26 protein-coding genes are annotated in these 26,351 nt (G+C 64.9%); 17 read left to right on the top strand and 9 right to left on the bottom strand.

What is annotated here, in order from left to right; all coding sequences use genetic code 11:
* The first annotated feature begins 54 nt into the window (after positions 1-54).
* Together RAC97_RS07900 and RAC97_RS07895 are read left to right on the top strand one after the other, a co-directional pair.
* Positions 55-591 (top strand): RNA polymerase sigma factor, encoded by a 537-nt coding sequence (locus RAC97_RS07900; RefSeq protein ID WP_375099256.1) that lies wholly within the window; start codon positions 55-57, stop codon positions 589-591.
* Positions 588-1,178 carry a GNAT family N-acetyltransferase gene (locus RAC97_RS07895; RefSeq protein WP_375099255.1) on the top strand — a complete coding sequence of 197 codons (591 nt, stop codon included), beginning with the start codon at positions 588-590 and terminating at the stop codon, positions 1,176-1,178. Before RAC97_RS07900 ends, RAC97_RS07895 begins: the two co-directional genes overlap by 4 nt.
* Positions 1,179-1,228: 50 nt before the next feature.
* Here RAC97_RS07895 and RAC97_RS07890 read toward each other — a convergent pair whose 3' ends face one another.
* Entirely contained in the window at positions 1,229-2,458 is a 1,230-nt protein-coding gene (locus RAC97_RS07890) for a cytochrome P450 (RefSeq protein ID WP_375099254.1), read from the bottom strand.
* Between the two features lie 145 nt (positions 2,459-2,603).
* On the opposite strand from RAC97_RS07890, the gene RAC97_RS07885 reads away from it, so the two are divergent.
* Complete coding sequence (locus RAC97_RS07885; RefSeq protein ID WP_375099253.1) at positions 2,604-3,761, top strand: serine hydrolase domain-containing protein; 1,158 nt, start codon at positions 2,604-2,606, stop codon at positions 3,759-3,761.
* A gap of 7 nt (positions 3,762-3,768) precedes the next feature.
* Here RAC97_RS07885 and RAC97_RS07880 read toward each other — a convergent pair whose 3' ends face one another.
* Positions 3,769-4,824, bottom strand: a complete 1,056-nt coding sequence (locus RAC97_RS07880; protein WP_375099252.1) for a transglycosylase SLT domain-containing protein — start codon at positions 4,822-4,824, stop codon at positions 3,769-3,771.
* Positions 4,825-5,045: 221 nt separating this feature from the next.
* Here RAC97_RS07880 and RAC97_RS07875 point away from each other — a divergent pair, with 221 nt between their 5' ends.
* The 4 genes from RAC97_RS07875 (at position 5,046) to RAC97_RS07860 (ending at position 9,200) form a co-directional block, all read left to right on the top strand.
* On the top strand, positions 5,046-5,525 hold the full coding sequence (locus tag RAC97_RS07875) for a CesT family type III secretion system chaperone (protein ID WP_375099251.1): 480 nt from the start codon (positions 5,046-5,048) through the stop codon (positions 5,523-5,525).
* A gap of 10 nt (positions 5,526-5,535) precedes the next feature.
* Positions 5,536-7,659, top strand: coding sequence for a type III effector (locus tag RAC97_RS07870; protein WP_375099250.1), 2,124 nt, complete (start codon positions 5,536-5,538; stop codon positions 7,657-7,659).
* A gap of 226 nt (positions 7,660-7,885) precedes the next feature.
* The gene (locus tag RAC97_RS07865; RefSeq protein ID WP_375099249.1) at positions 7,886-8,305 is read left to right on the top strand and encodes a polyribonucleotide nucleotidyltransferase; all 420 of its coding nucleotides are present in this window, start codon (positions 7,886-7,888) and stop codon (positions 8,303-8,305) included.
* Between the two features lie 25 nt (positions 8,306-8,330).
* Positions 8,331-9,200 (top strand): cation diffusion facilitator family transporter, encoded by an 870-nt coding sequence (locus tag RAC97_RS07860; protein ID WP_375099248.1) that lies wholly within the window; start codon positions 8,331-8,333, stop codon positions 9,198-9,200.
* Between the two features lie 21 nt (positions 9,201-9,221).
* Here the strand turns inward: RAC97_RS07860 and RAC97_RS07855 are convergent, their stop codons facing one another.
* The gene (locus RAC97_RS07855) at positions 9,222-10,061 is read right to left on the bottom strand and encodes a DUF6515 family protein (RefSeq protein WP_375099247.1); all 840 of its coding nucleotides are present in this window, start codon (positions 10,059-10,061) and stop codon (positions 9,222-9,224) included.
* Positions 10,062-10,459: 398 nt separating this feature from the next.
* Between RAC97_RS07855 and RAC97_RS07850 the strand changes: the two genes are divergently transcribed.
* Positions 10,460-10,936, top strand: a complete 477-nt coding sequence (locus RAC97_RS07850; protein WP_016712159.1) for an Lrp/AsnC family transcriptional regulator — start codon at positions 10,460-10,462, stop codon at positions 10,934-10,936.
* Positions 10,937-10,954: 18 nt separating this feature from the next.
* Entirely contained in the window at positions 10,955-11,158 is a 204-nt protein-coding gene (locus tag RAC97_RS07845; RefSeq protein ID WP_375099246.1) for a DUF2788 domain-containing protein, read from the top strand.
* Between the two features lie 34 nt (positions 11,159-11,192).
* Here RAC97_RS07845 and RAC97_RS07840 read toward each other — a convergent pair whose 3' ends face one another.
* The 4 genes from RAC97_RS07840 to RAC97_RS07825 all read right to left on the bottom strand — a co-directional run bounded on the left by RAC97_RS07840 (position 11,193) and on the right by RAC97_RS07825 (position 17,178).
* Complete coding sequence (locus RAC97_RS07840; RefSeq protein WP_375099245.1) at positions 11,193-11,822, bottom strand: pseudouridine synthase; 630 nt, start codon at positions 11,820-11,822, stop codon at positions 11,193-11,195.
* A gap of 6 nt (positions 11,823-11,828) precedes the next feature.
* Positions 11,829-13,292: an AMP nucleosidase gene (gene amn / locus RAC97_RS07835; RefSeq protein ID WP_375099244.1), complete on the bottom strand. Its 1,464-nt coding sequence runs from the start codon at positions 13,290-13,292 to the stop codon at positions 11,829-11,831.
* A 157-nt stretch (positions 13,293-13,449) separates the two neighbouring features.
* Entirely contained in the window at positions 13,450-15,093 is a 1,644-nt protein-coding gene (locus tag RAC97_RS07830; RefSeq protein WP_375099243.1) for an acyl-CoA dehydrogenase family protein, read from the bottom strand.
* A gap of 90 nt (positions 15,094-15,183) precedes the next feature.
* The gene (locus RAC97_RS07825; protein ID WP_375099242.1) at positions 15,184-17,178 is read right to left on the bottom strand and encodes a 7TM diverse intracellular signaling domain-containing protein; all 1,995 of its coding nucleotides are present in this window, start codon (positions 17,176-17,178) and stop codon (positions 15,184-15,186) included.
* 265 nt (positions 17,179-17,443) lie between these two features.
* On the opposite strand from RAC97_RS07825, the gene RAC97_RS07820 reads away from it, so the two are divergent.
* The 8 genes from RAC97_RS07820 to lnt all read left to right on the top strand — a co-directional run bounded on the left by RAC97_RS07820 (position 17,444) and on the right by lnt (position 25,008).
* Entirely contained in the window at positions 17,444-18,241 is a 798-nt protein-coding gene (locus RAC97_RS07820; RefSeq protein WP_375099241.1) for a hydroxymethylpyrimidine/phosphomethylpyrimidine kinase, read from the top strand.
* A gap of 14 nt (positions 18,242-18,255) precedes the next feature.
* Positions 18,256-18,879, top strand: a complete 624-nt coding sequence (gene thiE / locus RAC97_RS07815; protein ID WP_375099240.1) for a thiamine phosphate synthase — start codon at positions 18,256-18,258, stop codon at positions 18,877-18,879.
* A gap of 17 nt (positions 18,880-18,896) precedes the next feature.
* Positions 18,897-20,180, top strand: coding sequence for a glutamate-1-semialdehyde 2,1-aminomutase (gene hemL / locus RAC97_RS07810; RefSeq protein WP_375099239.1), 1,284 nt, complete (start codon positions 18,897-18,899; stop codon positions 20,178-20,180).
* 168 nt (positions 20,181-20,348) lie between these two features.
* Positions 20,349-20,900, top strand: a complete 552-nt coding sequence (locus RAC97_RS07805; protein ID WP_375099238.1) for a tetratricopeptide repeat protein — start codon at positions 20,349-20,351, stop codon at positions 20,898-20,900.
* 250 nt (positions 20,901-21,150) lie between these two features.
* A complete protein-coding gene (locus RAC97_RS07800; protein WP_375099237.1) occupies positions 21,151-22,149 on the top strand; it encodes a PhoH family protein in 999 nt (332 codons plus the stop codon).
* Positions 22,142-22,615, top strand: a complete 474-nt coding sequence (gene ybeY / locus RAC97_RS07795; RefSeq protein ID WP_375099236.1) for an rRNA maturation RNase YbeY — start codon at positions 22,142-22,144, stop codon at positions 22,613-22,615. The genes RAC97_RS07800 and ybeY overlap by 8 nt, the downstream gene beginning before the upstream one ends.
* Positions 22,616-22,642: 27 nt before the next feature.
* Positions 22,643-23,482, top strand: coding sequence for an HlyC/CorC family transporter (locus RAC97_RS07790; protein ID WP_375099235.1), 840 nt, complete (start codon positions 22,643-22,645; stop codon positions 23,480-23,482).
* A gap of 8 nt (positions 23,483-23,490) precedes the next feature.
* Positions 23,491-25,008: an apolipoprotein N-acyltransferase gene (gene lnt / locus RAC97_RS07785; protein WP_375099234.1), complete on the top strand. Its 1,518-nt coding sequence runs from the start codon at positions 23,491-23,493 to the stop codon at positions 25,006-25,008.
* 50 nt (positions 25,009-25,058) lie between these two features.
* Here the strand turns inward: lnt and RAC97_RS07780 are convergent, their stop codons facing one another.
* Together RAC97_RS07780 and RAC97_RS07775 are read right to left on the bottom strand one after the other, a co-directional pair.
* Positions 25,059-25,820 (bottom strand): YdcF family protein, encoded by a 762-nt coding sequence (locus RAC97_RS07780; RefSeq protein ID WP_375099233.1) that lies wholly within the window; start codon positions 25,818-25,820, stop codon positions 25,059-25,061.
* Between the two features lie 131 nt (positions 25,821-25,951).
* On the bottom strand, positions 25,952-26,266 hold the full coding sequence (locus RAC97_RS07775) for a hypothetical protein (RefSeq protein ID WP_375099232.1): 315 nt from the start codon (positions 26,264-26,266) through the stop codon (positions 25,952-25,954).
* Between the last annotated feature and the right edge of the window lie 85 nt (positions 26,267-26,351).

Below are 26,351 nucleotides of genomic sequence, written 5' to 3'. Positions count from 1 at the left end.
TAGGGGTTGTCGACATCCGGTCGGCTCAACACACCTATTCAGAGAGATTCATCGATGACCAGCTTGAACCTTGTTTCACCCCCGCAAACTCCCTCGCCCAGCATGACGTTTGGCGGGGAGCGCAAGCTGCGCCTGTTCGTGCAAAAGCGAGTGCTCAACCAGGACGACGCCGACGATCTTATTCAGCTCACGTACCTGGAGGCCTGGCGCAACCAGGAGAAATTCAAGGGCCTGGCAAAGCCGGACACCTGGCTGTGCGGGATCGCCCTGAACCTGATCCGCAACCACTTCCGCCGCTACTACGCGCAGCCGCCACTGAGCACCTTCGATGAGAGCGAGTTCCTGGAAGCCTGCGACGACACCGACCTGAGCGAGCTGTGCGACAACCACCGGCTGCTGGACCGCACGCTGTCGGCCATGGATGCGCTACCCAAGGAGATGCGCGAAACGCTATGGACCGCCGTGGACACCGAGAGCAGCTACCGCGACGCCGCCGAACGCCTGGGCGTGCCCATCGGGACCGTGCGCTCGCGGTTGTTCCGGGCCCGCGAGCAACTCAAGCGAAACGTCTATGGAGAAGCCCGATCATGATCAGCAATCGCTTGAACAGCCGATCCGACCTGCCCCATGGGGTACGTCGCTACACGTCCGACGACCTGCCGGTGATGACCGATATCTTCAACGAAAGCGCTCTGGGGGGCACCAGTTCCCCTGTGCTCAGAGCGTTTTCCCTGAAGGAAATGACCTTCTTCGTCGACTGCTTCGTCAAGGAGGGCGACCCGATCTACGTATTGGAACGTGGGGGCGAGGTCGTCGCCTGGCTGATCGTCAACCGCTTCAGCTGGGGCGCCCAGGCCTGCCGGTTGACCGGGGAGGTGTCGATCTATGTGCGCCGCGACCACGTGGGCAGCGGCGTTGGCATTCGCCTCGGGCAAGCCGCCGTGGTGTTGGCCAGGCGCTATGGTTTCGAGACGCTGGTGGCCTGGATCATCGAGCATAACGAAGCCAGCAAACGCGGCGTGCAAGGCCTGGGCGCGACACAGTGGGGGCGCTTTCCAGGCATAGCCCGGTTCGCCGACACGCGCGCCGACGTGGTCCTCTACGGGCTGCACCTGACATCGGACGCCGCCCCCCCCGCCAGCGCACACCCGCAGGAGGCGCACGCGGCACTGGCGTAACGCTACGGCTCGCCCAGCCGGGTTTTCGGGCGAGCCTCACCTACCCGCTGTCAGTCCACCGACCAGCGCACCGGCAAGGCCTGCGGCCCCCTGAAATTGGGGACATAGCGCCAGCGCACGGCCTCGGGCGCCACCGCCAGTTGCAGCCCGGGACAGCGCTTGAGCAAGGTGTTCAGCGCGATCTCCAGCTCCTGCCGGGCCAGCGATGCCCCCAGGCAATGGTGAATGCCTTTGCCGAACGACAGGTGCGGGCAAGCCGGGCGAGTGATGTCCAGGGTATCGGGATGGGGGCACAGCGCTTCGTCACGATTGGCCGACCCCACCACCGCCATCAGTAACTGGCCCCGCTGCAAGCGCTGCCCCGCCAGCTGGGTATCCTGGGTCACGAAGCGGACCATGGCGCGCTCCACCGACGAGTCATAGCGCAGCAATTCCTCGACAGCGTTGGGCATCAACCCTGGCGTGTCGCGCAAGCGGGCGAGCGCCTGGGGATGTTGCACGAGCAGGTACACCGCATTGCCGATCATCGACGCTGCCGTTTCATGCCCGGCGATGATCAACAGCGCGATCATGCTGCACAGCTCGCTGCAACTGAGCACGTTGCCCTCTTCCTCGACCTGCACCAGCGCGGACACCAGGTCGTCGGCGGGCTCGGCCCGGCGCTGCTCGATCAAGGCCAGCATGTACGCGGCGAACTCGTCGTAGCAGCGCTGCAACTCGCTCAAATCGTGCCCGACCTGCTGGACGATCATGTGCGACCAGCGGCGAAAATCGTCCCGGTCCCGGGCGGGGACGCCGAGCAGTTCGGCAATGACGATGATCGACAAGGGAAATGCGTATTGGCTCACCACGTCCATGTGCCCGCCCGGCCCGGCCTGGTCCAGCAAGGTCTCGGCGACCTGCTCGATGCGCGGGCGCATGGCATTGACCGCCTTGAGCGTGAATGCCTTGTTCACCAGCCGACGCAAGCGGCGATGGCGCTCGCCGTCGCGGTTGAGCATGTGGTCGTTGAGAAACGCGATGGACTGCTCGCCGCCCATCATCGCCGCGAACTGCGGGCTGATCCGGGCAGGGTCACGGGCGAAACGCTCGCTGTCCATCAGCACTGTCTCGACTTCCCGCGCTCCGGTGACGTACCAGATCGGCAACTGCCCGGGCGGCTGGCTGAGGAACACCGGCGCGACTTCGCGCAGCGCCGCATAGTGTCGGTATGCGGCACTGCGAAAGGCATCGCTGTCGAGATCGAGGCTGTTGAGGTCAAAGCTGCGCGCTTGCGCCATGGACATACTCCAGAAACAGGATCGTTGCCCTTGAGTGGCCTGGCGTGCAGAAAAGATCCATCACCCCGCCCTCGGACAAGCCTCTGAACCGATTTCACTGCCGCGCTCACTCAGGAGGGAGCCTTTCCTCTTTCTGGAGCTGAACATGACGCGCGCACCCGTGGTACATGGCCATTGCGAGCCTCGCTTCGAGCCGGTCAGGGCGGCCTTTGCCGAACTGATGCAAAGCCCCTTCGAACGCGGCGCCGCCCTGTGCATGCAGGTCGACGGCGACACCGTGATCGATCTCTGGGCAGGCATGGCCGGGCCCGAACCGGACCGCCATTGGCAGCACGACACCCTGCTCAACCTGTTCTCCTGCACCAAGCCCTTCACTGCGGTGGCGGTCATGCAACTGGTGGGCGAAGGCTACCTGGAGCTGGACGCCCCGCTGTGCCAGTACTGGCCGGATTTCGCCGACGCCGGCAAGGCATCGATCACCCTACGCCAGGTGCTGTGCCACCGGGCCGGGCTGCCGGCATTGCGCGCAACGCTGGCGCCGGAAACCCTCTACGACTGGGACACCATGGCGCAGCTGATTGCCGGCGAACAGCCCTGGGCCGGCGCCGGTGAACGGCAGACCTACTCGCCCTTGCTGTTCGGCTGGATCCTGGGTGAACTGCTGCGCCGCGTGGACGGCCTGCCCCCTGCCACCAGTATCTGCCGCCGGGTGGCCGCACCACTGGGGCTGGACTTCCACCTCGGCCTGGACGAAGCAACCATGGCGCGCTGTGCATACATGGCGCGGACCAAGGAGCAGGTCGACGACCCAGCTTTCGCACGGGTGCTGCAGGATGTGCTCACCGCGCCGACGGCGATGAGTGCCCTGGCTTTTGCCAACCCACCGATGGTACTTGGCCGCAGCAATGAACCCGGCTGGAAGCGCATGACCCAACCGGCCGCCAATGGGCATGGCAATGCGCGCAGCCTGGCGAGGTTCTACACGGGTCTGCTCGACGGACGCTTGCTGGAGTCGCCGTTGCTCAATGAAATGCTGCGCGAACACAGCGCCGAGTACGACCCGACGCTGCAGACACAGACGCGTTTTGGCCTGGGCATCATGCTCGACCAGCCGAACGTGACCAATGGCAGCTATGGCATGGGCAGCGAGGCGTTCGGCCACATGGGTGCCGGCGGCACCGTCGGTTTCGCCGACCCTGAGCGCGGCGTCTCGTTCGGCTTCGCGTGCAATACGATCGGTTCCTACGTGCTGATGGACCCGCGCGGCCGACACCTGGCCAGCGTCGCGGCGGGCTGCCTGTAGCGTTGGTTCACGCCCCTGGCGGCGCGTCGGCCTGCGCGACTGCGCCGGCCTCGGGCGTGACGGTCCGTTGTTCTTCGCTACCCGGTCCCTTGGGTTGCGCCGCCCGCACGATCATGTCCGGCTGCGCGCTCAACCGGCGCGAGGCCGCCATGGGCATCAGCAAACGTCCAGTGGCACGGCCTCGTTCGGCCGGGTTGAGCATGCGCAACTCCCGCTCATGTACGCCGGACAACGCCGCCAGGTGCGCCAGGTCCACCGGCTGCGCCAGGGCGAGCATCTGGAAGTACGGCTGGTCGGCGATGGGCACCAGATCGACGCCATAGTCCGCCGGCGCATGCACCAACTGCGACAGTGCCAGCAAGCGCGGCACGTAGTTCTGCGTCTCGAGGGGCAGCGACAGGTCCCAGTAGCGCGTGCCCAGGCCACGGGCCTGGTTACGCGTAATAGCGCTGCGCACGCGCCCTTCCCCGGCGTTGTAGGCGGCCAGCGCCAACAGCCAGTCGCCATCGAAGTAGTCGTGCAGGTAGGACAGGTAATCCAGGGCGGCGCGGGTCGAGGACGGAATATCCCGGCGCTCGTCATAGCCGGCCCGCTGCTGCAACTGGTAACGCCGCCCCGTCGCCGGAACGAACTGCCACAGTCCCATGGCCTGGGCCGGCGATTGCGCGTTCGGGTTGAAACCGCTCTCGATGGCCGGCAACAGCGCCAGCTCCAGTGGCATGTTGCGCTTGTTCAACTCACCCACGATGAAATGCAGGTAGCGGCTGCCGGCGCGTCCGGTCTGGGTCAGAAAGCCTGGGCGCTCGATCAGCCAGCGGCGCTGCTCGTCGATGCGCGCCACGCCGCGGGTGTCGGCCTGTAGCGAGAACCCCTGGCGCATGCGCGCCCACAGGCTGCCGTTACCGTGGGCGGACAGCGCTTCGACCTGCACGATGGTGTCCGTCGGCGCGGGCGTGCGCCAGCGCAACTGCGACCGGTAGGGCTCGTTGGCGAACGGGTCGCCGATGGTCAGCTGCGGTTCGAGGTGCTGACAGCCGTACAGCAGGACCCCCATGGCCAACATGGACAACCCCCTGGGGGCAAGGCGAAGGGCCGGCGAAGGTGAAAGTGAACGGGGCATGGGCGATCAACCTTGAATGAGGTGGCGCCAATGGGTGGCAGATCCCGGTCCGGCGGTTCCCACCCCAGGCGACATGACAATGCCCTTGGAACCGAAACGCCGCCGGTGTCACTCACCAGGTGCAGCAGGCGCTCGTCGCGCCTGGATGACAATACGAGGCAATCATGGCGGCACCTAACTATTGCAAGCTGATCGACGAGCTCTGCGCGCTCACGATGATCCCTACCCCATCCGCGTTCTACGAACAGGCGAACCTGTCGGTCAAGGAGGTCGACTTTTCCCTCAAGCACACACCCAGCGTGGGCGAGGGTGACGTGTTCATCTACTCAAGCTTCGGTGCTCTGCCGACAGCCCACCGCGAAGCGGTCCTGCAACGGCTGCTGGAAACCAATCTCTACCTGCTGAGCGGGCCCTTCTGCCCGTCCCTGTCCTACAACAGCGACAGCGAGCTGGTGATCCTGATCGGCCATATGCCGCTGGAAAACCTGACGGCCGACCACCTGCTGAGCCTCATGGGAGGTATCGCCGACATGGCGCTCGCCTGGCGCAACGGCTATTTCCTCGATGGCCCAGCAACCCAGCCTGCCCGGGCGCCAACCCCCGCCAAGCGTCACTCAGGGCTCAACAACGCCTTGTCACTCTAGGAGAAACACCATGCCAGACTTATCAGTAAGCCAGAGCCAGAACCTGGCGGCCTTGCAAGCTCAGCAGGATGCAATTACCCCGGTGAGCCATCCCCTCGCCGAGCATGTCCGCCCCTCCACCACGCCCCTTGTGCCTTACCATTTCACCGGCAAGCCCAGCTCGGATGCGCAAAAAGCGTTGGCCAGCAACACCAAGGACCTGCAGACGCAGATCGCCAGCCTTGGCAAGCAGGACCTTGCTGCCAATCCGCTTGGCTATGCCCGCGAGCATATGAAACTGGAAGGCATGGCACTGGGCTTTGCGCCCGGCACCGGCTACCAGGACATGCACCAGCACCTGGCCGGACTGGGCGGCAAAACCCATCCGATGCTGTCGGGGCACGAGGAAACCAAAGCCTTCGAGAACGACCTCAACGCCTACCTGAGAAAACCTGCGCCAGACCGTAAAAAAGACGGGGGTTTCGCGGCGGTCTGGGGTGCCCACTGCGCACGCGTAGGCGACACCCTCGGTGCCTACCACTCGTTGTGCCAGGAAGTGATCGACACATCCGAGGGACATGAGGACCTGCCGCACCTGCAGCGCAGCCATGCTGCCTTCCGTGGGTACGCCAAGGGTGTCATAAAGGCCATAACGAAGGATCTGCCCGAACGCCTGAACACCTTCCTGGACAGCCGTATCGCCCTTGCGCAAGAGGCCTCGGGTAACAACGATCTGCCCAAGACAAAGCAGGACGATGCGCGCTACGAACTGGTTCAGCTGCGGGCAGTGCGCACGGAACTCGCTGAGTTGATCAAAAAGGACGAGGACGATGAAAAAGCCCCGACCCTGCTCGATAAGGCGACTAAGGCTAACGAGGGCCTGGACATCGCCCTGAAGAACGTCGCCCGCGAGGACCACATCGCCGACCTCAAGACCCAACCCAGCTTTTTCACCGGCCTGGCGGTCTTCGCCGACGCGGGAATCCCTCAAGGCATTGCGTCCGCCGGCCATTTCGGCGCGATCACCGCAGCGATCGATGAGGAAATGAAGGATGCCTCCTTCACCGCACACGTTGCGACGACCTCCGCGGTCCTTGGCGCCTCTCACAAGTTTATCAGCGACGGCATTCGCCCATTTGTCCAGGCGTTCGTCGACAAAACCATTGGCGGAGCCCTGGCCAAGGTCGATCCGACGGCCGTATACCCCAAGCCGTTAAGGGTCGTTAGCGAGAATGGGAAACAGGTCATCCGCACAGAAGAACAACTCAATGAACTTGGCGCTGTCCAGCAGAAGAAGCGTGACGATTTCAAACTGAAACAGAACGCCAACAACTTTGGTACCGTAAGCGGTGACTTCACCGGCTACCTGTCCTTCGGAGCCGCCCAGGCGGTGCGGGAAACGGTGAATCAATTCACCTCGGTAAACGCTTCAGGTATCGCCGCGCGCACTATTGCCTCGGCAGTGGGTGGTACTTTCATGGCTGGCGGTCATGCAGTGGCGAAATACGTGCAAACCCATGGAGAGGAGCAGATTCCCACCTATCGCATCAAGGCGGAAACCAAGACCTGGAGCGAATTGCTGCCGGAGACGGCTTCCGGAGCGTTTGGAAAGGTCAACCCATTCAACATGGCCAATGCCAGCGACTACGCCAACCGGATCCTTGGCGTAGGCGGAGGGATCGCTATGCGTGATGGGGTAGCGAACAGCTCGTCGGCAAGCGAAGACGCGGACGCGACGGCCAAAATGCACGAGGTCGTCAAGGCGTTTTTCATCTCGGGCTTGAACCTATTCCCGTTCTTCTCGAACAGCCCATCGGCCCCTTTGGAAAACACGGCATTGCACGGTACGGATAAACTCTCTCGACGGGTGCAAGTACCGTTGAACAACATCATGGATCCAAACCGTGAAGGCCTCCCCCACACCCAGCCGGACGGTGGCTTGCCGCGCAACCTGGAAAACGTCTATCACATGCTTCGTGGCGCTGCCCAGCTCCCTACACAAGGCACCATCAGTTTCGTCAATACGCTTCATGACATGGCGACTAGCCCCAAGAGCACGGCCCCGACCAATAACATCGAACTGGCGGAACTCGGCGAGGCGCCAGCCTTGAGCAATCCGAGCGGCGAAGGACCATCCGGCACGAAACCTACCTGATGAAACCGTTGGGCCATCCCTCGCGGATGGCTCGACGCCTATCAATTTCCATTCACCTCCAAGGTGCAGACGGCCGATCGCCGTCAAGTAGTGACAGGCTATGACCAGACCCTGGCCCTCGAACAATCGACCGCGTATAACGGCGAACCGAGCCTGCCTTATCATGGTCTGAAATACAGGTGCAGGCCCTTAGCCTTCCCTCTGTCGCAACCTTCCGGAGATTCACATGCGCATCCCTTCTCGCGTCATCGGTGGCGCCCTCGTTGCCACCCTGCTGACCCAACTGACGGCCTGCGGCTCCATCTTCTACCCCGACCGACGCGGCCAGATCGAAGGCAAGCTGGACCCGGTGATCGTCGCGCTCGACGCCGTCGGCCTGCTGTTCTATGTGATTCCCGGCCTGATCGCCTTTGGTGTGGACTTCGCCACCGGCGCCATCTACTACCCTGGCGGCCTGACCTCGCATGTCGACCCGGCGCTGCTCAAGCCCGCCATCAAGGCCGACGGCACGGTCGACAACCTGCGCTTGCAGGCTATTCTCGAAAGCGAACTGGGCCAGCGCCTGCCGCTGAACGACCCGCGGCTCATCCAGCACCGCGGCAGCGTCGAGCAACTGGCCGCCTACGGCCTGGTACCGGCTGCCTGATCGCCACAAGGACATTGCCCCGCGCATGACGCCCCCGGCCGAACATCAACGCCTGCTGCGCCTGGTCACGCGCGCATCGCTGGCGGTCGCGAGCCTGCTGGTGCTGAGCAAGGCACTGGCCTGGTGGTTCAGCGGCTCGGTGAGCCTGCTGGCCGGGCTCACCGACTCGGCACTGGATGCCGTGGCCTCGCTGCTCAACCTGCTCGCCGTGCACTATGCGTTGCGCCCGGCCGACGATGACCATCGTTTCGGCCATGGCAAGGCCGAGGCCTTGGCCGGTATGGCCCAAGCGCTGTTCATCGGGGTGAGCGCGGTGCTGATCGGGGTGCAGGCTTTCGAGCGCCTGCAGAACCCACAACCCTTGGGCGACACGGCCATCGGAATCGCCGTGATGCTGCTGTCGCTGGCGCTGACCCTGGCCTTGCTGGCCTTCCAGCGCAAGGTCATTCGCATCACCGGCTCCACCGCCGTGCGCGCCGATTCGCTGCACTACCGCTCCGACCTCCTGCTCAATGGCAGCATCCTGCTGGCGTTGCTGCTGGCGCGCTTCGGCTGGCCGCAGCTCGACGCGCTGTTCGGACTGGGGATCGCCCTGTACATCCTCTGGAGCGCGTTGCAGATCGCCCGGGAGAGTACGGGCATCCTGATGGACCAGGAACTGCCCGCCGACATCGGCGAGCGCATGCTCGAACTGGTGCTGGCGATTCCTGGCGTACAAGGCGCCCATGATTTGCGCACGCGGGTGTCGGGCGGCCAGTGGTTCGTGCAGGTGCATCTGGAGCTGCCGGCGGAGTTGCCGCTGCACAAGGCCCATGGGCTATGCGTGGCGGCGTCGGAGGCGATCCGCGCGCGGTACCCGCGGGCGGATGTGCTGGTGCATGCCGATCCGGTCTAGTTTTGTTGGGTCAGTGGCGGCCTAGTTGACGCTGTAGCCGCGCCCAGTCAGGCAAGCCCCCAGCGCCCTGCGGTAGTTGCTGGCCACATTGGCCGGCGGCGCATAGGTCGCTGTAGCCGGGTCGAACCCGGACTCGCTCACTGCCCAGCGGTGGCACTGGTAACGGTCTTCGTCCTGCTGATCGGGGCCTTGCCCGCTCACCGGGTAGGCGATGACGTCATAGCCGTTGCCAGGCTGCTGGGCGATCGGCTCGGGGGCTGCGGTGGGCGGGTTGACCACCACGTATTCGCCGCTGCCAGCCTGGTACTGGTAGTAGGTGTCCGTCACCAGGAAGTACAAGGCGTTGTTTATCCAGATCTCACGCGCATACGGCGGCAGGTAGTTCACGCGCACGCCGTAGGGCGGGCGCACCACCACGTAGCCCGGGCCTTGCGGGCTGTACCAGTAGCCATTGGAGAAGAAGTAGTCGCGCCCGCGATAGGGCACCTTCCAGTAGCGGTCGGGGAAGCGATCGATGGTATGCCCGGGTCGGTACTGCGGGCCTGGCCCCCAACCATTGCCATGCCCATCGGGACGGTCTTGCCAGTCACCGCCGGGCCGTTGGCCAGGGCCGCCTGCCTGCCAGTGCCGGTTGTCGCCGTTGCGCCGGGGAATGTCCTGGTAGTAGCCCTGGCGCGGCGGCTCGGTCTGATACACCTCGGGGCGGCTGTTCAGCGGCGAACTGCCCGCTGCGTTGGCGCCGGGGTCTTGCGGGCCGCCATGGCCACCGCGCTCATCGCCAGGCCCCTGGGCCATCGCGCCGAGGCTGATGCCCAGCCCAAACAATCCAACACCTGCCAACTGCCAGATGCGCGCCCTCATGGTGACCCTCTCGGTGAAGAAAACAGCGTAGGAATTGTGCGCAGTCTAACGTGGCCGACGAGCATCGGTATGAAAAAGCGGACATAAAAAAGGGAGGCCGCGGGCCTCCCTCTGGGAATATTCGTCCGTGCTCGACGCTTGTGGCGTCGGCTCACCTCACGGCGTCTTGTGGTCGCCGTGTCGCCCGGGGGCCAGGCGGATCCGATAGGATGGCTGGCCGCGAGCGCCCGTCTGGGGCGCATCGCCGTGGACTGATGTCCGGGCAGTGATTCTGGTGATAAAGATACGGCACAGGCCGCGACAGGCGATTGCGAAGATTGCTCTGATAAATAGCACTTGCGCAATTTTTCACCCTGGATTGATAATTCGCCGCAATTAGAACAGAACAGGCTTCATCCATGAGCAAGCTCGACCGCTACGACCTGAGCATCCTCGCCGAATTGCAGCGCGATGCCCGCATTTCCAACCAGGAGCTCGCCGAGCGCATCGGCCTCTCGCCCTCCCCCTGTTCGCGACGGGTCAAGCAACTGGAAGACGACGGCTATATCTCACGTCAGGTGGCGCTGCTCGACCGCAAGAAGCTCGGCCTGAGCCTGACCGCCTACGTGTTGATCGGGATGGACCGCCACACCCCGGAGCGCTTCGAGACCTTCGAGGCGGCCATCCGCAACCTGCCGCAAGTGCTGGAGTGCAGCCTGGTCACCGGCATGGACGCGGACTACCAGCTCAAAGTGGTGGTGCCGGACATGGACCATTACCAGAAACTGCTGCTGGGCAGCCTGACCCGCATCGAAGGCGTCACCAGCGTGCGCTCGAGCTTCGTGCTCAACCAGGTGCTGGCCAGCACCGAGATGCCCCTGACCCACCTGCGCTGACACGCCTGGAGCACATCGATGGATCCTGCAAAATTCGAAGAGTGGATGATGATCATCCTGGTCACCGTGCTGATCGGTTTCATGGGCTTCATCGTCTGGGACCTGGCGAAGAAGTCCAAGGCCGGGAAGTTCGGCACGCTGATCCTGTTCTTCGTGCTGGGGCTGGGGGTGCTGGCCTTTATCATCAAGAGCGTGGTGGTGGGGATGCTTGAAGGGGTGTAGCGGTTCTGCTGGCCTCTTCGCGGCCAGCACCACCCTACAGCCTGGCCGGCACCTCGCGCCAACTGCCCTGCTCCAGCCCATCCAGCGCCCAGTCGCCAATCCTCACCCGCACCAGACGCAAGGTCGGCAACCCCACTGCCGCAGTCATGCGCCGCACCTGGCGGTTGCGCCCCTCGCGAATCACCAACTCCAGCCAGGCGGTCGGCACGCTCTTGCGAAAACGCACCGGCGGGTTGCGCGGCCATAGCTGCGGCTCGTCCAGCAACCGCGCCTGGGCGGGCAAGGTCGGGCCGTCGTTGAGCTCGACCCCTTCACGCAGGCACCGCAGTTGCTCCTCGCTCGGCTCACCCTCCACCTGCACCCAGTAGGTCTTGGGCAGCTTGTGCTTAGGGTCGGCGATGCGCGCCTGCAACCGACCATCGTTGGTCAGCAGCAACAGGCCTTCGCTGTCGCGATCCAGCCGTCCGGCCGGGTAGACGCCAGGAATATCGATGTAGTCCTTGAGGGTCGCGCGGCCCTCGCCGTCGCTGAACTGGGTCAGTACGTCGAAGGGTTTGTTGAACAGGATCAGGCGCGGCTCGGCCGGCGGCGCCTTCGGCGGGCGGCGCGGACCGGTTGGCCGCGCCGTGGGATGACGCGGCTTGGAGCGGGGTGGCAGGGGCATGGATCCTCAGCGGAACGGCGGCTCATCGAAGCTGCGCAGTTTACGCGAGTGCAGCGAGTTGAGCTCGGTGCGCAACAGGTCGAGGGCGGCGATACCGATCTTCAGGTGCTGACTGACCGCGCGGTTGTAGAAGGCGTTGGCCGACCCGGGCAGCTTGATCTCGCTGTGCAGCGGTTTGTCCGAAACACACAGCAAGGTGCCGTAGGGCACCCGCAGACGGTAGCCTTGCGCGGCGATGGTGCCGCTCTCCATGTCGACCGCGACGGCGCGCGACAGGTTGATCAGCGGGCGTTCCTGGGCCCAGCGCAGCTCCCAGTTGCGGTCGTCATAGGTCAGCACGGTGCCGGTGCGCAGGCGTTTTTTAAGCTGCTCGCCACGCTCGCCGGTAACCTGCGCCGCTGCTTCCTGCAACGCCAGCTGAACCTCGGCCAGCGCCGGGATCGGGATGTTCGGCGGTACCACCCGATCGAGAATGCCATCACGACGCATGTAGGCGTGGGCCAGCACGTAGTCGCCGATGGTCTGGGATTGGCGCAGGCCACCGCAGTGGCCGATCATCAGCCAGCAGTGCGGACGCAGCACGGCCAGGTGGTCGGTGATGTTCTTGGCGTTGGACGGGCCAACGCCGATGTTGACCAGGGTGATGCCGTCGCCATCGGCGGCGATCAGGTGGTAGGCCGGCATCTGGTAGCGGTGCCAGACCACGCTGGCCACCAGGGCCTGGGTCTCGCCATCGTCCATGCCCTTCTCGATCACCACGTTGCCCGGCAGCACCATGCGCACGAAGCGCGGGTCGTCGCGCAGTTGCTCCAGGCCATGGCCGATGAACTGGTCGACGTAGCGGTGGTAGTTGGTCAGCAGGATCCACGGCTGCATGTGGCGCCAGTCGCTGCCGGTGTAGTGCACCAGGCGGCGCAGCGAGAAGTCCACGCGGGCCGCATCGAACAGCGCCAGCGGCAGGGTGTCGGCGTTACCCCAGTCGCACAGGCCGTCGGCGATATTGTCGGTGGCGGCGGACAGGTCGGTGCTGGGGAATACCCGGGCCAGCTGGGCTGCGGTAATGCCGCTGCCGGCCAGTTCATCGCCTTGGTCGACGACATAGGGGTACGGGATGTTCTGCTCGCTGACGCCGACCTCGAGGGTGACGGTGTAGTCGGCCATCAGCGGGCGCAGTTGCTCCAGCAGGTAGCCACGAAAAGCCGCCGGCTGGGTGACGGTGACGCTGTAGGTGCCAGCCACCTGCACCTTGGCGTAGGCGCGGGTGGTAGCGGCGACCTCGCCGTGGCTGTAGTAGGTCAGGCGCAGGGCCGGGTAGCGGAACAGCGCGCGCTGGTCCTGGTCGGGTTCGGTGCGGTCCTTGAGGTAGCGCTTGAGGGCCTGGCTGAGGGCCTCGGTGGCCTGTTCGTGCAGGGCCGCCAGACGATCGACGGCCTGTTCGGGGGTATCAACGACTACAAACGCTTGGCTCACGCTGGGCTTCCTGTCTTCTGGTCATGCAGTGTTTCCATCTTGCCTGCGATCGATTGCAATTACACCCCCACAGGTCGGCGTCGCCCAGTTCGCGGGTAAAACCGCTTGTAGGGTGATACTCGAAGGGGTGGGCTTGCCCGCGAAGAAGCCAACTCGGTTACAGGGGCGTAGCCCGGGCCACCAGCGCTGCCACATCCACACCCCGTGGCAACGCGCCGTACACCCGCCCGCCGCCGCCCAGGCGGCTGCCGATGAAGGCATCGCTGACCGTGGCATTACCGGCCTCCAGCAACAGCTTGGCCTGCAACGCCACGGCGATGTCCTCGGTCAGCTGACGAGCGCGGTACTGGATATCCTCGGTGTCGCTGAAGGCGCCCTTGAGGTTGCCGATATGCGCCGCCAGGCGCGGGTCGCCATGGCCGTCGCCCAGTTCGACGAACAGCGCATCGAGCACACCCGGCTCCTTGGACAGCGCGCGCAGCACATCCAGGCACTGTACGTTGCCCGAGCCTTCCCAGGTGGAGTTGACCGGCGCCTCGCGGTACAGCCGTGGCAGGATGCTGTCTTCCACATAGCCGGCACCGCCCAGGCACTCGGCGGCCTCGTTGATCATTGCCGGGGCGCGCTTGCAGATCCAGTACTTGCCCACCGCCGTCACCAGGCGGGCGAAATGCGCTTGCTGCGGGTCATCCAGCTGATCCAGCGCCTGGCCCATGCGCAGGCTCAAGGCCAGCGCGGCCTCGCTTTCCAGGGCCAGGTCGGCGAGCACGTTCTGCATCAATGGCTGCTCGCCGAGTACGCGCCCGCCGACCTTGCGGTGCGCGCAGTGGTGCGCAGCCTGGGTCAAGGCCTGGCGCATCAGGGCGCTGGAGCCGACCATGCAGTCGAAGCGGGTCATGGCCACCATCTCGATAATGGTCGGCACGCCGCGCCCTTCTTCGCCGATCATCCAGGCCAGGGCACCGCGGAACTCCACCTCGCTGGAGGCATTGGAGCAGTTGCCGAGCTTGTTCTTCAGGCGCTGGATGTAGAACTGGTTGCGGTTGTCGTCCGGGCGATGGCGCGGCAACAGGAAGCAGCTCAGGCCCTTCTCGGTCTGGGCCAGGGTAAGGAAGGCATCGCACATGGGCGCCGAGCAGAACCACTTGTGCCCCACCAGCTCGTAGGCCTGGCCTGGGCCCGGGGCTCCCACAGGGTAGGCCCGCGTGGTGTTGGCACGCACGTCGGTGCCCCCCTGTTTCTCGGTCATGGCCATGCCCAGGGTCACCCCCGCCTTGTGCCGGTCGCCGACGTTGCGCGGGTCGTACTCGCGGGCCAGGACCTTGGGCAGCCAGTACTGCGCCAGCTCCGGCTGCAGGCGCAGTGCCGGCACGGCGGCAAAGGTCATGGTCAGGGGGCAGCCGGTACCGGCCTCGGCCTGGCTGTGCAGGTAGGTCATCGAGGCCCTTGCCACATGGGCGCCCGGGCGCGGCTCGGCCCAAGGCAGCGAGGGCAGGCCGTGTTCGACGGCGGCGCGCATCAGCTCATGGTAGGCAGGGTGGAATTCCACTAGGTCGATGCGATGGCCAAAGCGGTCATGGCTGCTGAACGTAGGCTTGTGGGCATTGGCCAGGAAGCCGGCGGCCATCAGCGGGCCACCGGCCAGCGCACCATAGGCGTCGATCCGTGACTCGGCCCAACCGGCACCGAAGTAACGCGACCATTCCTGCAAGGGCTGGTCGAGGCGATACAGGTTGGCGCCATCGAGCGATGGCGGCTGGTTGGTGACTTCGTGGGTTTCGGCGTACTGGTGCAGGTTCATGAGGGGCTCCCTGGGTCAGGTCGGGCCTGGAAAACCCAGTGAAGCACTCATTGCACGGCTGTCAAAGTGGCAAAAGCGCCAGTCCTGCCGTCATAGAGCCCGATCCGGAGCCCACGCCTCCTGGCCCTTGGGCGCGTGCAAGGACACCATCGCCACGCCCAGCGTCAGCTCGAAACGGCTGCCCAGACCCCGTGTCGACTCGTGGGACAACGTGGCACCGATCAGATCGCCCAGTTGTCGGCAGATCGACAGACCGATGCCCAGGCCGCCATAGCGCCGGGTCATGGAGCCATCGACCTGGAAGAAGCGCTGGTAGAGGATCGCCTGGTCGATATCTTCGAAGCCGATGCCGCTGTCGCTCACCGTGATACTCAGGACAAGGCTGCCCGGCCCGGCCTCGCGCGCCCTGACCTGAATCATCACGCCCCCGTGGTGGGTGAACTTCAGCCCGTTGTCCACCAGGCAGGCCAGGCAGCGCTTGAGCTTTTGCACGTCGGCTACCAGGTTGTCGGGCAGGTCGGTGGGAATGTCCAGGCTCAGGTAGAGGCCTTTTTGCTGCGCCTTGTCGGCGTATTCACCGCGCAGGTCCTGCAACAGCCTGCGCAGGCTGAACGGTGCACCGTAGGCACGCAGGCGGCCGGCGTGCAGTTCGGTGAGGGTGAGGATATCGTCGACCATGGTCATCATGTCCTGGGCGGCCCCCTTGGCAGTACGTTGGTACTGCGCCTGCTCGGCGCACATGGGCAGGGTGTGCATCAGCTCCAGTGCACCGATCACGCCGCTCATCGGTGTACGCAGTTCGTGGGTCACGGTCGCCAGGAAGTCGTCCTTCAGGCGGTTGCTGCGCGCCAACTGCTGGTTGAGATGCTCCAGGGTCAGCCCGCTGTCGCGCAACGCCCCGGCCTGCTCCTCGCGCAAGCCATTGATGCGGTCGGCCAGGGCCAGCGACAGCAGCGCCACTTCCAGCGCGGCGCCGAGCTGGCTGGCATACATGGTGATGAATACATTGGGCAGGTAGCCCAGCACCATCAGGGTGTTGACCAGCCCGCCCGCCAGGAACGCCGACCAGGCGAAGATGAACCAGCGCGCCACGCGTACTCCGCGCAGCCAGGCGAACAGCCCGGCAGCGAAGATCGCGAGGGTGAACACCAGGGCCAGGCCCGTCGCCATTCGCAAGGCCAAGCCGTAGGGCATGCTCACAGCCATCAGAACCACCCCTACCCCAGCGGCCATCAACAGCATCAACAGGCGATCGAAACTGCGGCTGAGCCTGCCAAAGTTGAGGAAATGCCGCGCGAACTGACAACCGAACACGCCTGCCGCGCCAATGAACAGCGGCGTGGCAGCGTTGGCCCACCAAGGGTTGTTCGGCCACAGGTAGGCGACCCCGGCGCCGTTGACCGACACCTGGTAGAGGCTGAACGAGGCGATATAAAGAATGTAGTAGAGGTAGCTGACATCCCGCACGCTGAGGTAGATGAACAGGTTGTACACCAGCATCACCAGCAGCACGCCGTAGATCATGCCCAGCACGTAGAGGCGGGTAGGTTGCGCTTCTATATAGGCATCGGCGGCCCACAAGGTCAGGGGCACTTGCAGCGAGCCTTCACTTTGCACGCGCAGGTAGGCGGTCATCGTCTGCCCCGGCACCAGCGGCAGCTCGAACAGGTAGTCGTTCTGCGCAATCTGCCGACTGGCATAGGGCAATGTATCGCCCGTGCGCACCGCCAGGCGATAGCCACCCTGCTCGTCCGGCAGGTACAGGTCCGCGTGGTCCAGGGGCGGGTAGGCAAGCTCCAGCAGCCACTGGCGCGGGCTGCGCGAGCGCTGCTGGGTGAGGCGCAGGTCGAGCTTGATCCACAGCGCCGAGGTGGAATAGCCGGCGTTGAGCACGGCCTGGTCATGTGGGCGGAAACGCGCGGCGAACGCCGGGGCGCTGACCTGGGCGATGGTGGCACTGCCCTCACGGTCCTCATGGACCTGCATCAGCTTGCCCAACGGAAGTTTTCGCGTGGCGTCGTCAAAGTCGACCGCTGCGGCGAACCAGGGCAAGCAGCCCAGAAGCATAATCAGCAAATAGCGCATACAGCCCCAGCATGGCCTGTCCGGTCGCGTCGCGATTGCCTCCTATCCATTTGAGACGACGCTGATTCGGCAGGGCCGTTTATCGAGTTGTCAGAGCAATCTAGCATAGCCTCCGGCGCTGGCCAGTAGCCACATCAAATTAACTGGGAACAGCTCTAGCGCAGCACTTTCAGAATTCTCCGAATCATATAAATGACCATACGGACAGGAATTTTCGTGCAGCGCTCAACGCTCGCCAAAAGGTTTGGTGGTAAGCTCGCCGACCATGAATATCTACAGCTCCCGCCCCGTTGTCCTCTGTCTCTCCGGCCACGACCCCAGTGGCGGCGCCGGCCTGCAGGCAGATATCGAAGCCCTGATCGCCCAGGGGTGCCACGCCGCACCTGCGGTAACCGCCCTGACCGTGCAGGATACCGTCGACGTTTCCGACTTCCGCGTCCTCGACCGCGAGTGGGTGCTGGCCCAGGCCAACGCGGTGCTGGCCGACTCCACGGTGGCGGCGGTGAAGCTCGGCATGCTCGGCTCGATCGAGATGGTCGACACCGTCGCCGAGCTGCTGACCGCGCACCCTCACCTGCCGCTGGTCTGCGACCCGGTGCTGCGTGCTGGCGGCGGCGGTCGGCTGGGCAAGGACGAGGTCGGTTATGCGTTGCGTGAACGCCTGCTGCCACGGGCCACCATCGCCACGCCGAACCTGCCCGAGGCACGCATTCTCGCCGAGCTGCCAGAAGGTACGGCAGACCAGTGCGCCGAAAAGCTCCTGCCGTTCTGCAAGCACCTGTTGATTACCGGTGGCCATGGCGATGAGGAAGAAATCCACAACCGCCTGTACAGCCGCGATGGCCAACAACACACTTGGACCTGCCAGCGACTGCCGGGCAGCTACCACGGCTCGGGCTGTACCCTCGCCAGTGCCCTGGCCGGTCGCCTGGCACTGGGCGAACAACTGCAAAGCGCGGTGCGCAGTGCCCTGGACTACACCTGGCGAACGCTGCGCGATGCTGAACAGTTGGGCAAGGGCCAGTACGTGCCGCGTCGGCTCCCCCTGGACTTCTGCTCCTGAAACGAGGCGCTCCCATGAAGCTACGCGGCCTGTACGCGATTACCGACAGCCAGTTGCTCGCTGGTCATTTCCTGCCCTATGTGCAAGCGGCGCTGGAAGGCGGCGTGCGCCTGCTGCAATACCGCGACAAAAGCGACGACGCCTCCCGCCGCCTGCGTGAGGCCGAAGCGCTGAAGACCCTGTGCGAACGCTACGGCACCCAGCTCATCATCAACGACGATGCCGAGCTGGCCGCGCGCCTGGGCGTGGGCGTACACCTGGGCCAGACCGACGGCCCGCTGACCCCGGCCCGTGCCCTGCTGGGGCGCCACGCCATCATTGGCTCCACCTGCCACGCCAGTCTCGAACTGGCCGCCCAGGCCGCTGCAGAAGGCGCCAGCTACGTGGCCTTCGGCCGCTTCTTCAATTCCGTGACCAAGCCCGGCGCCCCCGCAGCCAGCCTCGAGCTGCTGGAGCAGGCCCGTGACCAGGTCAAGCAGCCGATTGCCGTGATCGGCGGCATCACCCTCGACAACGCCGCCCCGCTGGTCGCCCATGGCGCCGACCTGCTGGCGGTGATCCACGGCCTGTTCGGTGCCGACAGCGCGCAGGAAGTCACCCGCCGCGCCCGCGCCTTCAACGCCCTGTTCGCTTCCTGATTTCGAGAGAAGACCCCATGTCCCGTTCCGAAGCCCTCTTCGCCCAAGCCCAGAAACACATCCCCGGCGGCGTGAACTCGCCGGTTCGTGCCTTCAAGAGCGTTGGCGGTACGCCACTGTTCTTCAAGCACGCCGAAGGCGCCTATGTCATCGATGAAGATGACAAGCGCTACGTCGACTATGTCGGCTCCTGGGGCCCGATGATCCTTGGTCATGGCCACCCGCAGGTGCTCGACGCGGTGCGCAACCAGTTGCAGCACGGCCTGTCGTACGGCGCCCCGACCGCCATGGAAACCGAGATGGCCGACCTGGTCTGCTCGCTGGTGCCGTCGATGGAAATGGTGCGCATGGTCAGCTCCGGCACCGAGGCGACCATGAGCGCCATCCGCCTGGCCCGCGGCTATACCGGGCGCGATGCCATCATCAAGTTCGAAGGCTGCTACCACGGCCACTCCGACAGCCTGCTGGTCAAGGCCGGTTCCGGCCTGCTGACCCAGGGCGTGCCGAGCTCGGCGGGCGTGCCGGCCGACTTCGCCAAGCACACCCTGACCTTGCCGTTCAACGACCTGGCGGCGGTGGAGAAGACCTTGGCCGAGGTGGGCAAGACCGTCGCCTGCATCATCGTCGAGCCGGTGGCCGGCAACATGAACTGCGTGCCGCCGGCGCCCGGCTTCCTCGAAGGCCTGCGCGAGCAGTGCGACAAGCACGGCGTGGTGCTGATCTTCGACGAAGTGATGACCGGTTTCCGAGTGTCGCTGGGCGGCGCCCAAGGCTACTACGGCATCACCCCCGACCTGTCGACCTTCGGCAAGATCGTCGGCGGCGGCATGCCGGTCGGCTGCTTCGGCGGCAAACGCGAAATCATGGGTTGCATCGCCCCGCTGGGCCCGGTCTACCAGGCTGGCACATTGTCGGGCAACCCGCTGGCCATGGCCGCCGGCCTGACCACCCTCAAGCTCATCAGCCGCCCTGGCTTCCACGACGAGCTCAGCGACTTCACCAGCCGCATGCTCGACGGCCTGCAGCAGCGCGCCGACGCGGCAGGCGTGCCGTTCGTCACCACCCAGGCAGGTGCGATGTTCGGCCTGTACTTCAGCGGTGCCGACGATATCGTCACCTTCGATGACGTCATGGCCAGCGATGCCGAGCGCTTCAAGCGCTTCTTCCACCTGATGCTCGAAGGCGGCGTGTACCTGGCGCCAAGCGCATTCGAAGCCGGCTTCACCTCCATCGCCCATGGCGACAAGGAACTGGCCATCACCCTGGATGCAGCCGAGCGGGCGTTCGCAGCGCTGAAGTGAACCTGCGGCCTCTTTGCAGATCTACCTGCGAAGAGGCCGGCACAGCGCCAAGGCATGTGCCTGGCTGCGCTAGAAATTCGAGTAAAACTTTGTAAGGTAGGCGCTGCTTATCCCATAATGTGCCACCAGACACATTGGCCGCAGCTTTGCAGAGGTAAGTCGATCCCCATGAACCGCACCGGCCGCGCCCTGACCCTGGGCTGCCTGTTGCTTCTTCAGCCCCTGCTGGCCTTGGCGCAGGGCGGTAACTCGTTGCTGATCCCAACGACCGGGCGCTGCACGCTGGATGCAACGTCGCAAGCGCTGGAGAACGCCCTGAAGGCTTGCGAAGAGGTTGCCGGCAGCGGGGATGCCCAGGCGCAGTACGAGCTGGGCGAGTTCTACTACAGCGGTGGCCAGGCACCCAAGGACCTCGACAAGGCGCTGAACTGGTTCGGCAAGGCCTCGTTGCAAGGCCAGGCGCAGGCGCAGTACCGCCTGGGCAGCATGTTCTTCCATGGCGAAGGCGTGAAGGCCAACAACGTGCAGGCCTATATCCTGCTGAAGATCGCGGCGGTAAACGGCGCCGAGGAAGCGCTGGACATGGCCGACGAAGTCACCGAGCAGATGCCTCGCGACGAGCTCGAGCACGCCACCCAGGTGCTCGGCCAGATCTTCCGCAAGTACCTGCTGGAACTGCAAAGCGCAGACGGTCGTACACCCTTCTCGCCACTCCCCTGAGCCTCGGCACACCTGCTTCTGCGGCATTGGCCAGGGCACGCAGCGGCCCGCCACGCATCACCGAATCGTCAACTTCCAGTGCGATAATCCGTTGCCACGCGGCCAGTCACCTGTGGCTTGGTTCAGTCAGCGTTTGCCGACGGGGCCGACAACCCGTATCGACCCTTGATCGCCTCGGTGCTTCCGCCACCGCCGCTCAAGGGGTATTCTTGAACGCACTCCCATTGCCGACGAGCGGCTAAAAACGACCTTGAACGCTCCCATACAACCCCATCGTTTCACCCTCGAACCCTTCGAGGCCCACCGTTTCGCCAACCTGTGCGGCCAGTTCGACGAGCACCTGCGCCTGATCGAACAACGCCTGGCCATCGAGATCCGCAACCGTGGCAACCAGTTCGAACTGATCGGCGACACCAAGACCACGTCTGCCGCCGAGCAACTGCTGCGCCGCCTGTATCGCGAAACCAAAGCCACCGACCTGTCGCCGGAAACCGTCCACCTGTACCTGCAGGAGTCGACGGTCGAGAACATCGACAACCCCGCCGCCAACGAAGTCAGCGTTTCGCTGCGCACGCGCAAGGGCAATATCCGTCCGCGCGGTGCCAACCAGCAGCGCTACGTCAAGGAAATCCTGGCCAACGACATCAACTTCGGCATCGGCCCGGCCGGTACCGGCAAGACCTACCTGGCGGTGGCCTGCGCCGTGGATGCCCTGGAGCGCGAGCAAGTGCGCCGCATCCTGCTGGTGCGCCCAGCGGTCGAGGCGGGCGAGAAGCTCGGCTTCCTGCCCGGCGACCTGGCCCAGAAGATCGACCCGTACCTGCGCCCGCTGTACGACGCGCTCTATGAAATGCTCGGCTTCGAGCACGTGGCCAAGCTGATCGAGCGCCAGGTGATCGAGATCGCCCCGCTGGCCTACATGCGTGGCCGCACCCTGAACAACAGCTTCATCATCCTCGACGAAAGCCAGAACACCACGCTGGAGCAGATGAAGATGTTCCTCACCCGCATCGGCTTCGGCTCTACTGCGGTGATCACTGGCGACATCACCCAGGTCGACCTGCCGCGCGGCACCAAGTCAGGCCTGGCCCACGTGATCGAAGTGCTCAGGGACGTGCCAGGCATCAGCTTCACTCACTTCCAGCCCAAGGATGTGGTGCGTCACCCGCTGGTACAGCGCATCGTCGAAGCCTACGACCGCTTCGAAGCTCGCCAGGCCAAGCCCGAGGCGCCCAGCAAAGATGCTTGAACTCGACCTGCAACGAGCGACCGACGCCCCTGCCCCCGATGACGCCGCCTTCCGCCGCTGGTGCGAATTGGCCCTGCGCCAGCGCACCGCCGACTCGGAAATGACCATTCGCCTGGTCGACGAGGCCGAAGGCCGCGAGCTGAACCACACCTACCGGCACAAGGACTACGCGACCAATGTGCTGTCCTTCCCCGCCGACGTCCCCGACGAATTGCTCGACATCCCCCTGCTGGGTGACCTGGTCATCTGCGTGCCGGTGGTCGAGCGCGAGGCCGCGGAACAGGGCAAGGCTTTGCAAGCGCACTGGGCACACCTGGTCATTCATGGCTGCCTGCACCTGCTCGGCTACGACCACATCGACGACGATGAGGCCGAGGAAATGGAAGCGCTGGAACGAACATTGCTGGCGGAACTGGGTCATCCGGACCCTTACGCCGACGACCACACCGAACCCCTCACACACTGATACACACAAGGATCACGAGTAACCGCCATGAGCGAAGATCGATCGAGCAACGGGCAGAAGTCCTGGCTGGGTAAGCTGACCCAGGCTTTTGCCCATGAGCCCAAGAACCGCCAGGAGCTGCTGGAGCTGCTGCGCGAAGCCCATCAGAACAAGCTGCTCGACAGCGAAGCGCTGACCATCGTCGAAGGTGCCATCCAGGTCGCCGACCTGCAGGTGCGCGACATCATGGTGCCGCGCTCGCAGATGATGAGCATCAAGGCCAGCCAGTCGCCACGCGAATTCCTGCCGGCGGTGATCGACGCCGCGCACTCGCGCTACCCGGTGATCGGCGAAAGCCACGACGACGTGCTGGGCATCCTGCTGGCCAAGGACTTGCTGCCGCTGATCCTCAAGGAGAACGGCGACAACTTCAACATCAAGGACCTGCTGCGCCCCGCCACCTTCGTGCCGGAGTCCAAGCGCCTCAACGTGCTGCTGCGCGAGTTCCGCGCCAACCACAACCACATGGCCGTCGTCATAGACGAATATGGCGGCGTGGCAGGCCTGGTCACCATCGAGGACGTGCTCGAACAGATCGTCGGCGACATCGAGGACGAGCACGACGTCGAAGAAGACAGCTATATCAAGCCGCTGCCAAGCGGCGACTTCCTGGTCAAGGCTCTGACGCCGATCGAGAACTTCAATGAGTTCTTCGACAGCGAGTTCTCCGACGATGAGTTCGACACCGTTGGCGGCCTGGTGATGAGCGCCTTCGGCCACCTGCCCAAGCGCAACGAGACCACCGAGATCGGCGCCTACCGCTTCCGTATTCTCAACGCCGACAGCCGGCGGATACACTTGCTGCGCCTGACACCGATCACCCGTTAAGGAAAAACATGCGCTGGATCACCCGCCCCGGCTGGCCCGGTAACCTGCTGGCCCTGGCGGCCGGCGCCTCGACCACCCTGGCCCTGGCGCCGTTCGACCTCTGGCCGATCGCCTTGCTGGCCATTGCCGTGCTCTACCTCGGCCTGCGCGAGCTCAGCCCGCGCCAGGCCCTGTGGCGCGGCTGGCACTACGGTTTCGGCCTGTATGGCGCCGGCACCTGGTGGATCTACGTCAGCATGAATACCTACGGCGGCGCCTCGCCGCTACTGGCCATCGTGCTGCTGGTTGCATTCTTCGCCTGTCTTGCCTGGTTCATCGCCCTGCCCGCCTGGCTGTGGGCCCGCTGGCTGCGCCGCAGCGAAGCGCCCCTGGCCGATGCCTTGTGCTTCGCCGCGCTGTGGCTGTTGCAGGAAGCCTTCCGCGGCTGGTTCCTCACCGGTTTCCCCTGGATGTACGCGGGCTACAGCCAGCTCGATGGGCCATTGGCAGGCCTGGCGCCGCTGGGCGGCGTGTGGCTGGTGTCGTTCACCCTGGCGTTGTCCGCCGCGTTGTTGTGCAACCTGCACCGCCTGCGGGCACGTCCGGCCTTCCTGGCCATCGGCGTGCTGCTGCTGGCGGCCCCCTGGGGCGTCGGCCTGGCCCTCAAAGGCCACCCCTGGACCCGCCCGGCAGGAGACCCACTGACCGTCGCCGCCCTGCAAGGCAATGTCGAGCAGGAGCTGAAGTGGAACCCCGAGCACATCAATGCGCAGCTGGCCCTGTACCGCGACATGAGCTTCAGCGCCAAGCCGGTCGACCTGCTGGTCTGGCCGGAAACCGCAGTGCCGGTGCTCAAGGACCAGGCCCAGGGCTACATCGACATGATGGGCAGCTTCGCCGCCGACCGACACAGCGCGCTGATCACTGGCGTACCGGTACGCGAAGTGGTGCACCAGCAGCGCCGCTACTTCAACGGCATCACCGTAACCGGCGAGGGTGACGGCACCTACCTCAAGCAAAAGCTGGTGCCGTTCGGCGAGTACGTGCCCTTGCAAGATGTGCTGCGCGGTTTGATCGAGTTCTTCAACCTGCCAATGTCGGACTTCGCCCGCGGCCCGGAGGACCAGCCACTGCTGCAAGCCAAGGGTTACCAGATCGCGCCGTATATCTGCTACGAAGTGGTCTATCCGGAGTTCGCCGCTGGGCTGGCGGCGCGTAGCGACCTGCTGCTGACCATCAGCAACGATACCTGGTTCGGCACCTCCATCGGCCCGCTGCAACACCTGCAAATGGCGCAGATGCGCGCCTTGGAGGCTGGCCGCTGGATGATCCGCGCCACCAACAACGGGGTGACCGCGCTGATCGACCCGTTCGGCAAGATCACCGCGCAGATCCCGCAGTTCCAGCGGGCGATCCTGTATGGCGAGGTAGTGCCGATGCAGCAACTGACGCCTTACCTGCAATGGCGTTCATGGCCGCTGGCGGTGCTCTGCGTGCTGTTGATGGGTTGGGCGTTGCTGGCGGGGCGGATCGCCAAGACGGTGTGACGACTCCGCCTCTTGGCGGGCTTGCCGCGAAGAGGCCGGAGCGAGCACCCTCAATAAAACAGCCTATACCCCACCAGACCCGCTACCTCATTCAGCAATTGCCCACTGCGCCACAGGGCCCGGCCTTCTGGCAGTAGCCCTGCAAACGGCCGCGCATGGTCCCCACCGAGGAACCCCACCGGCGCCGGCAGCACCTCGAAGCCCACCCGCTCGAAGCTCCAGCGCGAGCGCTGCATGTGCCAGGCCTGGGTCACCACTACTACCCGGCGGATCCCCTGCGGCTGCAACAACTGCGCACTGAGCTTGGCGTTCTCCCAGGTGGTGCGGCTAGCTTCCTCCTTCCACTTCACCGCCACGCCGAAATCCGCCTGCATGCGCTCGGCCATCAGGTGCGCCTCGCTAGGCGGCGAGCCATAGTGCAGCCCGCCGCTGGTCAGCACCGGCAAGCCCGAGGCCTTGGCCAACTGCGCCGCGTAGCGCATGCGCTCCAACGCCACACCGGTGGGTTGGTCCTGGCCACCCCAGGCCGGGTCGCCACGCTCCCGCCCTGAGCCCAGTACCACGATGGCATCGGCACGCGCGGCAAGCCCGGCCCATTCCTCGACAGACAGCGGCGCCTCGGTCTCGAGCTGGCGCGCCGCCTGCTGCACCACCAGCGGCAGGCTCATCAGCCACAAGCCACCCAGCCCAAGGACGAAGCAGCCCGCGGCCAGGCCCGGACGCCGCCCACGCAGCCACCAGGCAGCCAGCAGCAGCAGGAACAACGCACCTGGCGGCATCAGCCATTGTTTGATGAAGAACACTATTGACATCTGCGCACCTCCGGCGAAGGCGTGCAGCGTAAGAGGATCGACACCGGCCAACAAGTGGCTGGGCGGTGCCGATCAGCACGATGTGTAACGAAGAACGGCGCAAGCAGGCTCACGCCTCCGATCCTGAACGGCTATCTGGAAGGTTGCGTTCTGGACTTTGCCACGGCAGCCGGGCGTTGCTTGTCCTTGAGCCAGACGATCTTGCCCTTGCTGGGCTCCGGTTGCTGATAAGCACCGGCACTGGCGTAGCAGCCCTCTGGAAGCGTATCCAGGTAGGCCTTTATGACTTGGAACTCCGCGTGGCTCAGACCGCGCAGCTCCAGCTCAGCGGGCATTTCGTCGCGCAATCGTACGGAGGTCCTGGCCACTTCGAGTGCCAGGCCCAGGCGGTCGATCAGGCGTTCGTACAACTCCGGCTTGTTTGCAGTTGGTTGCGACTCTCCCATCCGTTCACCTCATTGAAGATAAAAATATCTCCCCCACGGATGAGCTTAGCGCCGCTGCAAAAAGCAGCTGCCTGCCGCGACCAAC

The sequence above is a fragment of the Pseudomonas sp. LS_2 genome, from assembly GCF_042709235.1.
In the GTDB taxonomy this organism is placed as follows: domain Bacteria; phylum Pseudomonadota; class Gammaproteobacteria; order Pseudomonadales; family Pseudomonadaceae; genus Aquipseudomonas.
This window is presented reverse-complemented; position numbering and strand designations above follow the sequence as displayed.

Excerpts from the sequence above, each read along its gene's own strand:
- RAC97_RS07900 (WP_375099256.1), top strand. The coding sequence starts at position 55 with ATGACCAGCTTGAACCTTGTTTCACCCCCGCAAACTCCCTCGCCCAGC.
- RAC97_RS07895 (WP_375099255.1), top strand. The coding sequence starts at position 588 with ATGATCAGCAATCGCTTGAACAGCCGATCCGACCTGCCCCATGGGGTA.
- RAC97_RS07890 (WP_375099254.1), bottom strand. The coding sequence starts at position 2,458 with ATGGCGCAAGCGCGCAGCTTTGACCTCAACAGCCTCGATCTCGACAGC.
- RAC97_RS07885 (WP_375099253.1), top strand. The coding sequence starts at position 2,604 with ATGACGCGCGCACCCGTGGTACATGGCCATTGCGAGCCTCGCTTCGAG.
- RAC97_RS07880 (WP_375099252.1), bottom strand. The coding sequence starts at position 4,824 with ATGTTGGCCATGGGGGTCCTGCTGTACGGCTGTCAGCACCTCGAACCG.
- RAC97_RS07875 (WP_375099251.1), top strand. The coding sequence starts at position 5,046 with ATGGCGGCACCTAACTATTGCAAGCTGATCGACGAGCTCTGCGCGCTC.
- RAC97_RS07870 (WP_375099250.1), top strand. The coding sequence starts at position 5,536 with ATGCCAGACTTATCAGTAAGCCAGAGCCAGAACCTGGCGGCCTTGCAA.
- RAC97_RS07865 (WP_375099249.1), top strand. The coding sequence starts at position 7,886 with ATGCGCATCCCTTCTCGCGTCATCGGTGGCGCCCTCGTTGCCACCCTG.
- RAC97_RS07860 (WP_375099248.1), top strand. The coding sequence starts at position 8,331 with ATGACGCCCCCGGCCGAACATCAACGCCTGCTGCGCCTGGTCACGCGC.
- RAC97_RS07855 (WP_375099247.1), bottom strand. The coding sequence starts at position 10,061 with ATGAGGGCGCGCATCTGGCAGTTGGCAGGTGTTGGATTGTTTGGGCTG.
- RAC97_RS07850 (WP_016712159.1), top strand. The coding sequence starts at position 10,460 with ATGAGCAAGCTCGACCGCTACGACCTGAGCATCCTCGCCGAATTGCAG.
- RAC97_RS07845 (WP_375099246.1), top strand. The coding sequence starts at position 10,955 with ATGGATCCTGCAAAATTCGAAGAGTGGATGATGATCATCCTGGTCACC.
- RAC97_RS07840 (WP_375099245.1), bottom strand. The coding sequence starts at position 11,822 with ATGCCCCTGCCACCCCGCTCCAAGCCGCGTCATCCCACGGCGCGGCCA.
- RAC97_RS07830 (WP_375099243.1), bottom strand. The coding sequence starts at position 15,093 with ATGAACCTGCACCAGTACGCCGAAACCCACGAAGTCACCAACCAGCCG.
- RAC97_RS07825 (WP_375099242.1), bottom strand. The coding sequence starts at position 17,178 with ATGCGCTATTTGCTGATTATGCTTCTGGGCTGCTTGCCCTGGTTCGCC.
- RAC97_RS07820 (WP_375099241.1), top strand. The coding sequence starts at position 17,444 with ATGAATATCTACAGCTCCCGCCCCGTTGTCCTCTGTCTCTCCGGCCAC.
- thiE (WP_375099240.1), top strand. The coding sequence starts at position 18,256 with ATGAAGCTACGCGGCCTGTACGCGATTACCGACAGCCAGTTGCTCGCT.
- hemL (WP_375099239.1), top strand. The coding sequence starts at position 18,897 with ATGTCCCGTTCCGAAGCCCTCTTCGCCCAAGCCCAGAAACACATCCCC.
- RAC97_RS07805 (WP_375099238.1), top strand. The coding sequence starts at position 20,349 with ATGAACCGCACCGGCCGCGCCCTGACCCTGGGCTGCCTGTTGCTTCTT.
- ybeY (WP_375099236.1), top strand. The coding sequence starts at position 22,142 with ATGCTTGAACTCGACCTGCAACGAGCGACCGACGCCCCTGCCCCCGAT.
- RAC97_RS07790 (WP_375099235.1), top strand. The coding sequence starts at position 22,643 with ATGAGCGAAGATCGATCGAGCAACGGGCAGAAGTCCTGGCTGGGTAAG.
- lnt (WP_375099234.1), top strand. The coding sequence starts at position 23,491 with ATGCGCTGGATCACCCGCCCCGGCTGGCCCGGTAACCTGCTGGCCCTG.
- RAC97_RS07780 (WP_375099233.1), bottom strand. The coding sequence starts at position 25,820 with ATGTCAATAGTGTTCTTCATCAAACAATGGCTGATGCCGCCAGGTGCG.
- RAC97_RS07775 (WP_375099232.1), bottom strand. The coding sequence starts at position 26,266 with ATGGGAGAGTCGCAACCAACTGCAAACAAGCCGGAGTTGTACGAACGC.